The 9,240-nt window shown below is 63.5% G+C and carries 7 protein-coding genes and 1 pseudogene; 4 read left to right on the forward strand and 4 right to left on the reverse strand.

All coding sequences use genetic code 11. The annotated features are described in order from the left end of the window. Positions 1–6 precede the first annotated feature (6 nt). The gene (locus BM160_RS15940) at positions 7–2,433 is read left to right on the forward strand and encodes a UvrD-helicase domain-containing protein (RefSeq protein ID WP_092007156.1); all 2,427 of its coding nucleotides are present in this window, start codon (positions 7–9) and stop codon (positions 2,431–2,433) included. A gap of 7 nt (positions 2,434–2,440) precedes the next feature. Here the strand turns inward: BM160_RS15940 and BM160_RS15945 are convergent, their stop codons facing one another. From BM160_RS15945 to BM160_RS15955, 3 genes are read right to left on the reverse strand one after another with little or no spacing between them, the layout of a single operon-like run. Continuing rightward, entirely contained in the window at positions 2,441–3,256 is an 816-nt protein-coding gene (locus BM160_RS15945; RefSeq protein ID WP_092007157.1) for a BPSS1780 family membrane protein, read from the reverse strand. Between the two features lie 38 nt (positions 3,257–3,294). Further along, the gene (locus BM160_RS15950; protein ID WP_092007158.1) at positions 3,295–4,245 is read right to left on the reverse strand and encodes a homoserine kinase; all 951 of its coding nucleotides are present in this window, start codon (positions 4,243–4,245) and stop codon (positions 3,295–3,297) included. A 35-nt stretch (positions 4,246–4,280) separates the two neighbouring features. Beyond that, entirely contained in the window at positions 4,281–4,637 is a 357-nt protein-coding gene (locus BM160_RS15955; RefSeq protein ID WP_092007159.1) for a hypothetical protein, read from the reverse strand. A gap of 143 nt (positions 4,638–4,780) precedes the next feature. On the opposite strand from BM160_RS15955, the gene polA reads away from it, so the two are divergent. The 3 genes from polA (at position 4,781) to BM160_RS15970 (ending at position 8,772) form a co-directional block, all read left to right on the forward strand. Beyond that, entirely contained in the window at positions 4,781–7,615 is a 2,835-nt protein-coding gene (polA, locus tag BM160_RS15960) for a DNA polymerase I (RefSeq protein ID WP_092007160.1), read from the forward strand. Positions 7,616–7,720: 105 nt separating this feature from the next. After that, on the forward strand, positions 7,721–8,476 hold the full coding sequence (locus BM160_RS15965) for an AzlC family ABC transporter permease (RefSeq protein ID WP_092007161.1): 756 nt from the start codon (positions 7,721–7,723) through the stop codon (positions 8,474–8,476). Next, the gene (locus BM160_RS15970) at positions 8,473–8,772 is read left to right on the forward strand and encodes an AzlD domain-containing protein (RefSeq protein WP_092007162.1); all 300 of its coding nucleotides are present in this window, start codon (positions 8,473–8,475) and stop codon (positions 8,770–8,772) included. Before BM160_RS15965 ends, BM160_RS15970 begins: the two co-directional genes overlap by 4 nt. Before the next feature lie 234 nt (positions 8,773–9,006). Here BM160_RS15970 and BM160_RS22755 read toward each other — a convergent pair. Then, positions 9,007–9,240, reverse strand: a pseudogene (locus BM160_RS22755) (PLP-dependent aminotransferase family protein); the annotation flags it as partial.

Here is a 9,240-nt window from a genome sequence, read left to right on the forward strand (position 1 = left end):
TGAGGGATGTTCTCAGAAGTCGCGTCATCATCCCCCCTCTTGCAAAATCTTAACCCGGAGCAACTGGCCGCGGTTACCTTGCCTGCCACCCATGCCCTGATTCTTGCCGGGGCGGGCTCGGGCAAGACCCGGGTGCTGACCACCCGCATCGCCTGGCTGCTGCAAACCGGTGAGGTTTCGCCGGGCGGTATTCTGGCCGTGACCTTTACCAACAAGGCCGCCAAGGAGATGCTGGTGCGCCTCTCGGCCATGCTGCCGGTGAATGTGCGCGGCATGTGGATTGGCACTTTTCATGGTCTGTGCAACCGCTTTTTGCGCGCCCACTACAAGCTGGCCAACCTGCCTTCGACCTTCCAGATCCTGGACACGCAAGACCAGCTCTCGGCCATCAAGCGCCTGTGCAAGCAGTTCAACGTGGACGATGAGCGCTTTCCGCCCAAGCAGTTGCAGTGGTTTATTGCCGCCTGCAAGGAAGACGGCCAGCGCGCCAAGGACGTGCAGGTGCGCGACGAAGAGGGCCGCAAAAAGGTCGAGATTTATGCCCTTTACGAAGAGCAATGCCAGCGCGAAGGCGTGGTCGACTTCGGCGAACTGATGCTGCGCAGCTACGAGCTGCTGCGTGACAACCTCCCGGTTCGCGAGCATTACCAGCGGCGCTTTCGCCATATCCTGATCGACGAGTTTCAGGACACCAACAAGCTGCAATACGCCTGGATCAAGATGCTGGCCGGGCAGGGCGAGGACAGCACCGGTCTGGCGGGCGGCTCGGTGGTGGCGGTGGGTGACGACGACCAGAGCATCTACGCCTTTCGCGGCGCGCGCGTGGGCAATATGGTCGACTTCGTGCGCGAATTTCAGGTGACGCACCAGATCAAGCTGGAGCGCAACTACCGCAGCTTTGGCAACATCCTGGATTCGGCCAATGCGCTGATCAGCCACAACAGCAAACGCCTGGGTAAAAACCTCACCACCGAGGCCGGCCCCGGCGAGCCGGTGCGGGTGCATGAATCGACCAGCGACTTTGCCGAGGCCCAGTGGTTTGTCGATGAGGTCAAGCAGCTGGTGCGCGACGGCCACGAGCGCAAGGAAATCGCCCTGCTGTACCGCAGCAATGCGCAAAGCCGGGTGATGGAAACCGCGCTCTTCAATGCCGGCGTGCCCTATCGCGTCTATGGCGGCCTGCGCTTTTTCGAGCGGGCAGAAATCAAGCATGCGCTGGCCTATCTGCGCCTGCTGGAGAACCCGCACGACGACACCAGCTTCATGCGGGTGGTGAATTTTCCGCCGCGCGGCATAGGCGCGCGCAGCATAGAGCAGCTGCAGGACATGGCGCGCGCAGCCGGCAGTTCGCTGCATGACGGCGTTAGCGCCGTCAGCGGCAAGGCCGGCGCCAACCTGGGCGCCTTCGTCGCCAGGATTGACGTGCTGCGCGAGCAGACCAGCGGCTTGAGCCTGCGCGAAATCATCGAGCTGGTGCTGGCGCACAGCGGTTTGACCGAGCATTACAAGACGGAAAAGGAAGGCCAGGACCGGCTGGAGAATCTGGCCGAACTGGTCAATGCAGCCGAGTCTTTTGTCAGCCAGGAAGGCTTTGGCCGCGACGCTGTCGCCTTGCCGGTGGACGAGCATGGCTCAGCCCTGCGCCAGTCCCCGGTCAGCCAGGGCCTGGACCCGGCCGCGGCCGTGCTGGACGAGGCCCTGGCAGGGCAGGCGCCGGATGCCGAAACCGGCGAAACCCTGTCGCCGCTGGCCGCTTTCCTCACCCATGCGGCGCTGGAAGCCGGTGACAACCAGGCCAAGGCCGGCCAGGACGCGGTGCAGCTGATGACGGTGCATTCGTCCAAGGGCCTGGAGTTTGACTGCGTCTTCATCACCGGCCTGGAAGACGGCATCTTCCCGCACGAAAACGCCCTCAGCGATGCCGGCGGGATTGAAGAGGAGCGCCGCCTGATGTACGTCGCCATCACGCGAGCGCGCCAGCGCCTTTACCTCAGCTACTCGCAGACCCGCATGCTGCACGGCCAGACCCGTTACAACCTCAGGAGCCGGTTTTTTGACGAATTGCCCGAGGCCGCGCTGAAATGGATCACGCCCAAGCAGCAAGGCTTTGCCTCCGGCCTGGGAACCAGCCCGGGTGGCTGGAACAATGCTAGCAATTCAGGAGCTGGTGGCGCCCGTGGTGATTGGGCTAGCAGCGTTTTTTCTTCAAAATCAGGGAGTGCGGAGCGATTTGCCAACCCGCCGGTGCCGGCGCAAAAAAGCGCGCCCTCGCACGGCCTGAGAAGCGGCATGGAAGTGTTTCACGCCAAGTTTGGCGAGGGCAAGGTCATGCTGCTCGAAGGCAGCGGCGACGATGCCAGAGCCCAGATCAATTTCACCCGCCACGGCGTGAAATGGCTGGCCCTTAGCGTGGCCAAGCTGACGGTGGTTTAGCCGGAGCTTACAGAAAGCTGTTCGGGCCGGCCGATCCGTCGGTCGGCTGGGCCTCATCCGCCGTGGCCACAAAGCTGTCGCGGAAGGTGAAATAAATCGAGGTGAAGAACATCGCCACGATCACCAGCGCCACCGGAAACATTGCCATGGCGGCCAGCATGGGGTTGCCCAGCAGACCGGCGATCAGCGACACCACGAGCGCGGCCAGAAAGAAGACGCCGGTCCAGGCCAGGCCGAACACGATGAAGGCGCCCAGGTTTTTATAGCAGGCCATGAAGCTGAAAAACAGGCTCTTGACCGGCGAGATGTCGTGCCAGTGCACCAGCGCCGGCGCGTGCCAGAACAGCAGCGACAGTGGCAGGTAAAGCGCCATGGCAACCCACATCGCCACCTGAAAACCGCTTTGCAGCACCAGCTCTTCGGTGATCTTGCCGCCCACCAGGTAGAGCTTGGCAAACTGGCCGCCGTCGAACAGGGCAGATACCCCCATCAGCGCCAGAAAGCCCATGGCATAGAGGGCGCCCAGCACCATCATGGCGCGCAGGCGTTGCTGGCCGGCGCGAAAGGCGCTGATCAGTATCGAGGGCATGGGGAATTTGCCCTTGGTGGCTTCCTGGGTGGCGGCCATCAGGCCCAGCGTGGCCGCCGGCAGCAGCGCCAGCGCCAGCGCCGCGCCTATGAAGGGCACCAGCGTCGCCAGCGAGAGCATGGCCATGAACATGAAAAACAGGCCTGACATGGCCAGCGGCTGCCGGATGAAGGTGGTGATGCCCAGCTTGACCCAGGTCAGGCCGGTGCGGGCGGGAACGATATTCAGTTTCATGGCGCGATTCCCGGCTTGTGGCCAGGAGTTCCGGTGGTTTACAGGCTGTAGGGATGGGCGAGCCGCTGGCGCAGCACGCGCTCGAAATGGCCGGGGTCGTGCGCTTTGAGCACGGCGGCATCGCGGGGTAAGTGAAAGTCCCACAGGCGCGAAATCCAAAAGCGCAGGGCGCCGGCGCGCTGCAGCGCTGGCAGCAGGGTGCGCTCTTGCGCCGTCAGCGGGCGCACGCTTTGGTAGGCCGCCATGAAGGCATCGGCACGCGCATTGTCCTGCGTGCCGCTTTCCAGCTCTATGCACCAGTCGTTCAGGCAGACCGCGATGTCAAACAGAAAACTGTCGCAGCCGGCAAAGTAAAAGTCAAAAAAGCCGGTCAGCTGGCCGTTTTCGAACATCACGTTGTCGCGGAACAGGTCGGCGTGGATGGGGCCGCGCGGCAGGCTGCGGTAGGCCGGGGATTCGGCGATGTGGTTCTGGTAGGCCAGCTCGCCCAGAATCAGGCTGCGCTGCTCCGGCGTGAGGTGGGGCAGCACCACCGGCGTGGTTTCGTTCCACCAGTTGAGGCCACGCAAATTCGGCTGCTGGCGCGGATAGTCCAGCCCGGCCAGATGCATGCGCGCCAGCATCGCGCCGACACCGGCGCAATGGGCCAGCGTGGGCGCCAGCTCATGGTGGCCGCGCAGCTTGTTGACCACGGCGGCCGGCTTGGTTTTCAGGCGGTGCAGGATGTTGCCCTTGGCGTCGGCCACCGGGTCTGGCACCGGAATGCCGCAAGTCGCCAGATGCTTCATCAGGTGCAGGTAAAACGGCAACTGCTCGAAGCTCAGGCGTTCGAACAAGGTCAGCACATACTGGCCCTGATCGGTGTCGACAAAATAATTGGTGTTTTCGATGCCGCCCGCAGCACCCTTGATGCTCTGCAGCTGACCCAAATTCAAGGAGCGCAAGAAAGCTGCAGCCTCGTCAAACGAGACTTCGGTATATACGGCCATGCCTGAAACTGAATCCTGTACTGGAAATGATGGAATTAGAACTTCAGCACGTTCCAGACGCGTGAGCCATTGGTGTCGCTATTGTTGGCGGCTGGTGCGCCGCCCCTTGCGCCCTCGACCGGCTTGACCTCGTAAGCGGCCCCGCCGGTTTTCGGTTGTACCGTGATTTTTTCGGTTTCGCCGCCCACCCGCAACTCGTCTATGCGTGTGCCTGCATCCTCGGTGTGGATGCGCTGTATGGCCTTGTCCGGACGCGCCGATGCGGCCGGTTTTGCTTCCTTGGCCACAGCAGGTGCGGGGTTTTGCGCCGGCACCTGCGTTTGAGCCACGGCCGCGGCCAGCGGCAACACTGCAAACGCAGCGGCAATGAGGGGGCGGAAAGCGGTTTTCATGACTGTATTGTAGGCGTGCGAACAGGCTTTAGGCCAAGGCAGCACCGCCCGCAGGCGGGTCTTTCAGGCCGCGGCCAGGGGGATTGACTGGGCCTGACGGGCGCGTTGAAGGCTTGGGCCGATATCCCCGACAATCTGGCTCCATGAGCTCTGACAAAAAAACACTGCTGCTGGTCGACGGCTCCAGCTATCTGTACCGCGCCTTTCATGCCATGCCCGACCTGCGCGCCAACCCGGGCGACCCGCTCAGCCCGGCCACCGGCGCCATACGCGGCATGATCAACATGATGCAAAAGCTGCGCAAGGACGTGCGCGCCGACTACGCGGTCTGCGTCTTTGACGCCAAAGGGCCGACCTTTCGCGACGCGCTCTACCCCGAGTACAAGGCCCAGCGCTCGCCCATGCCCGACGATCTGCGCAGCCAGATCGAACCGATTCACGAGGTGGTGCAGCTGCTCGGCTGGAAGGTGCTGGCCGTGCCCGGCGTGGAGGCCGATGACGTCATAGGCACGCTGGCCTGCATGGGCTCGGCGCAAGGCATAGAGGTCATCATCTCCAGCGGCGACAAGGACTTGAGCCAACTGGTCGACGAACACATCACCGTCATAGACACCATGAACGACAGACGCCGCGACCTGGCCGGCGTCGAGGCCGAGTTCGGCGTGCCGCCGCGCCTGATGGTGGACTACCAGACCCTGGTCGGCGACACGGTGGACAACGTGCCCGGCGTGCCCAAGGTCGGCCCCAAGACCGCCGTCAAGTGGCTGCAGGAATACGGCTCGCTCGATGCCCTGGTGGCGCGCGCCGGCGAGATCAAAGGCGTGGTCGGCGAGAACCTGCGCAACTCACTGGACTGGCTGCCCAAGGGCAGGGCGCTGGTGACCATCAAGAAAGACTGCGAGCTGTCCGACTACATCGACGGTCTGCCGGCGATGGAAGCCATCGCCATGGGCGAGCAGCAGATGGAGGCCTTGAAGTCTTTTTACGAAAAATATGGCTTCAAGGGCCTGGTCCGCTCCATCGGCGGTGACGCCGCTGCCAGCGCCGAAGCGGCAGCGCCAGCCAAGGCGGCCAAGCCCGTCAAACCCAAGGGCGATACCGATACCACCGACATGTTCGCGTCCGAGTCGGAGGAGGCACCGGGCGAGGGGACCGAATCCAGCGCACCGGCCAGCAACTTGCACTACGACACGATTTTTACCTGGGAGTCGTTTGACGCCTGGCTGGCCAAGATCGAAGCCGCCGAGCTGGTGGCGCTGGACACAGAAACTACTTCCCTCGATGAAATGCAGGCCAGCATTGTCGGCCTGAGCTTTAGCGTCACGCCCGGCGAGGCCGCCTACATTCCGCTGACCCACGACTATCCCGATGCGCCGGCGCAACTGCCGCGTGATGAAGTGCTGGCGCGGCTCAAGCCCTGGCTGGAAAACGGCGCCAGGAAAAAGCTCGGCCAGCATGTCAAGTACGACCGCCATGTGTTTGCCAACCACGGCATAGAGGTGCAGGGTTATGCGCACGACACCATGCTGCAAAGTTATGTGCTCGAAGTGAACAAGCCGCACGGTCTGGCCAGCCTGGCCGATCGCCATCTGGGGCGCAGCGGCATCAACTACGAAGACCTGTGCGGCAAGGGCGTGCACCAGATCAAGTTCAACCAGGTGGATGTTGCCAAGGCCGCCGAATATTCGTGTGAAGACTCCGACCAGACGCTGGACGTGCACCGCGCCCTGTGGCCGCAGCTGCAGGCCAACGACAAGCTGCGTTTCATTTACGAACTGGAAATGCAGAGCAGCGAAACGCTGTACCGCATAGAGCGCAACGGCGTGCTGATAGACGCGCCCATGCTGGCCAAGCAAAGCGGCGAGCTGGGCGCGCGCATTTTGCAGCTGGAAGCCGAGGCCTACGAGATTGCCGGCCAGCCCTTCAACCTGGGCAGCCCCAAGCAACTGGGCGAGATTTTCTTTGACAAGCTGGGCATGCCGGTGGTCAAGAAAACGCCCAGCGGTGCGCGCAGCACCGACGAAGAAGTGCTGGAAAAACTGGCCGAAGACTACCCGCTGCCGGCCAAGCTGCTGGAGCATCGCTCGCTCAGCAAGCTCAAAAGCACTTACACCGACAAGCTGGCGCAGCTGGCACTGCCGCGCACGGGCCGGGTCCACACCCACTACGCGCAGGCCGTGGCCGTCACCGGCCGGCTCTCCAGCAACGACCCCAATCTGCAGAACATTCCGGTGCGCACCGCCGAGGGCCGGCGCGTGCGCGAGGCTTTTGTGGCGCCCGCCGGCAGCGTCATCGCCAGCGCCGACTACTCGCAGATCGAGCTGCGCATCATGGCCCACATCAGCGGCGATGAAGCCTTGCTGCGCGCCTTCACCGACGGCCTGGACGTGCACCGCGCCACCGCCGCCGAAGTGTTTGGCGTGGACGTGACCCAAGTCAGCAGCGAGCAGCGCCGCTATGCCAAGGTCATCAACTTTGGCCTGATTTACGGCATGAGCAGCTTTGGCTTGGCGAAGAATCTGGGGATTGAAACCAAGGCCGCTGCGGCCTACATAGACCGCTATTTCCAGCGTTATCCTGGCGTGAAAACTTACATGGAGGAGACCGTGCTGTTTGCCCAGCAGCACCGTTATGTCGAGACCGTGTTTGGCCGCCGCCTGCAACTGCCCGAGATCGCCGGCGGCAATGGGCCGCGCAAAAAAGCCGCCGAGCGTCAGGCCATCAACGCACCCATGCAGGGCACGGCTGCCGACCTGATCAAGCTCAGCATGAACAAGGTGCAGCAGGTGCTGGACGCCGAAAACCGCGCCACCAAAATGATCATGCAGGTGCACGACGAACTGGTGTTCGAGGTGCCCGAGGCCGAGGTCGAATGGGTACGCACCGAGATCCCGCGCCTGATGGCCGGGGTGGCCGAACTCAAGGTGCCGCTGCTGGCCGAAATTGGTTTTGGGCCGAATTGGGAAAAGGCGCACTGATAGTTAATGCTATTGAATGAGGAGCGGCTTGCGCTCTATCTGCGGTCGTTTCAAGCACTTTGTGCCTGAAATCTTTGTAGAACGTGCGCTGGCAGCTATCAAAAAATGAGTTCTCCGAATCCTTCCCCGCCGCCTGACGGCACCTTGCGCGCCACGGTCCTGACCCCGGCCGTGCGCATGGGGCTGTCGATTGCCGTGGCCACGGGCTTGTATGGCATCTCCTTTGGCGCGCTGGCCGTGGCCGCCGGCCTCAGCGTGGGGCAAGCCATGGCGCTCAGCCTGCTCATGTTCACCGGCGGCTCGCAGTTCGCCTTCATAGGCGTCATTGCCGGGGGCGGGGCTGCCTCGGCCGCGCTGGGTGCGGCGGCGCTGCTGGGCGTGCGCAATGCCGTCTATGGCATGCAGATGAATCGCATGCTGGTGCCCAAAGGCTGGCGCAAAGCCCTGGCCGCCCATCTGACCATCGACGAGTCTGCCGCCACCGCCTCTGGCCAGACAGCGCCGGACGAGCAGCGGCGCGGCTTCTGGACCGCCGGGCTGGGCGTGTTCTTGCTGTGGAACCTGTTTACCTTGCTGGGCGCGCTGCTCGGCGACGCGCTTGGTGACCCGCGCCAATGGGGGCTGGACGGCGCCGCCGTGGCGGCCTTTCTGGGCCTGCTCTGGCCGCGTCTGCGCCAGCGCGAGCCGGTGGCGCTGGCTGTGCTGTGCGGCGTGGCCACGGCCCTGGCCGTGCCGCTGCTGCCGCCCGGCCTGCCCATCTTGCTGGCCGCCGTGGTGGGCGCCGCTTGGGGTTGGTGGGGCCACGCCCCCGACGCCGATGCGCACGCGCCGGTAGTCAAGAAAAAAGCAGGTGCGCCATGATGCTCTGGGGCGCCATTTTGCTGGCCTGTGCGATCACCTACCTCACCAAACTGGCGGGCTACGCCGTACCGGCCCGCTGGCTCAACAACCCACGCATGGCCCGCGTGGCCGGCGCCATCACGGTGGCGCTGCTGTCGGCGCTGACGGTGATGAATACCTTCGCCTCCGGCACCGCCCTGGTGCTAGACGCCCGCCTGGCCGCCCTGGCCGCTGCCGCATTGGCGCTGTGGATGCGGCTGCCGTTTTTGCTGGTGGTGGTGCTGGGGGCGGGTGCTGCGGCGGCTGTGCGGTGGTGAGGGTGAGAGAGGCTGATTTCGGCTAAATCCGGCCGGTCGATGGGGCTGCCTGATAGCGGCCGCTCGGTGCTGCTCTCGACCCCAAGCAGACGTTGTCCTGCACGGCTCACGTAGCTTTCTTCCAGTCTGTCCACTTTCGCGCGTGATCTCACGATATATAAACACTGAGGCAGCAAACCCATGTGCGACCGCATTGAGAGAACTCCTGAATGATGCACCGTGTTTCCTGGACAGTTAAACCACAGCAGCGCTGAACGACTCGGGCCGCAGCGCAAGCAGATGAGACAGCCGTTGAAGACCCGCCTGTAAGCGTCCACGGTCCTTGATGCAGCCCAAAGAGATCCGAATGGCATTCACGGATCCGCTGCCAGTGGCGAATGCCTCCGCCGGCGTGACTGCTATGCCCTCGTTGTCGGCTGCACGCGCAAGCTGTGAGGAGTTCCAATACCCCGGCAACTCGAGCCATAC

The organism is Polaromonas sp. OV174, assembly GCF_900112285.1.
In the GTDB taxonomy this organism is placed as follows: domain Bacteria; phylum Pseudomonadota; class Gammaproteobacteria; order Burkholderiales; family Burkholderiaceae_C; genus Polaromonas.

What these genes read in the sequence shown, in the direction of transcription:
- BM160_RS15940 (WP_092007156.1), top strand. Translation starts at nt 7, where the DNA reads ATGTTCTCAGAAGTCGCGTCATCATCCCCCCTCTTGCAAAATCTTAAC.
- BM160_RS15945 (WP_092007157.1), bottom strand. Translation starts at nt 3,256, where the DNA reads ATGAAACTGAATATCGTTCCCGCCCGCACCGGCCTGACCTGGGTCAAG.
- BM160_RS15950 (WP_092007158.1), bottom strand. Translation starts at nt 4,245, where the DNA reads ATGGCCGTATATACCGAAGTCTCGTTTGACGAGGCTGCAGCTTTCTTG.
- BM160_RS15955 (WP_092007159.1), bottom strand. Translation starts at nt 4,637, where the DNA reads ATGAAAACCGCTTTCCGCCCCCTCATTGCCGCTGCGTTTGCAGTGTTG.
- polA (WP_092007160.1), top strand. Translation starts at nt 4,781, where the DNA reads ATGAGCTCTGACAAAAAAACACTGCTGCTGGTCGACGGCTCCAGCTAT.
- BM160_RS15965 (WP_092007161.1), top strand. Translation starts at nt 7,721, where the DNA reads ATGAGTTCTCCGAATCCTTCCCCGCCGCCTGACGGCACCTTGCGCGCC.
- BM160_RS15970 (WP_092007162.1), top strand. Translation starts at nt 8,473, where the DNA reads ATGATGCTCTGGGGCGCCATTTTGCTGGCCTGTGCGATCACCTACCTC.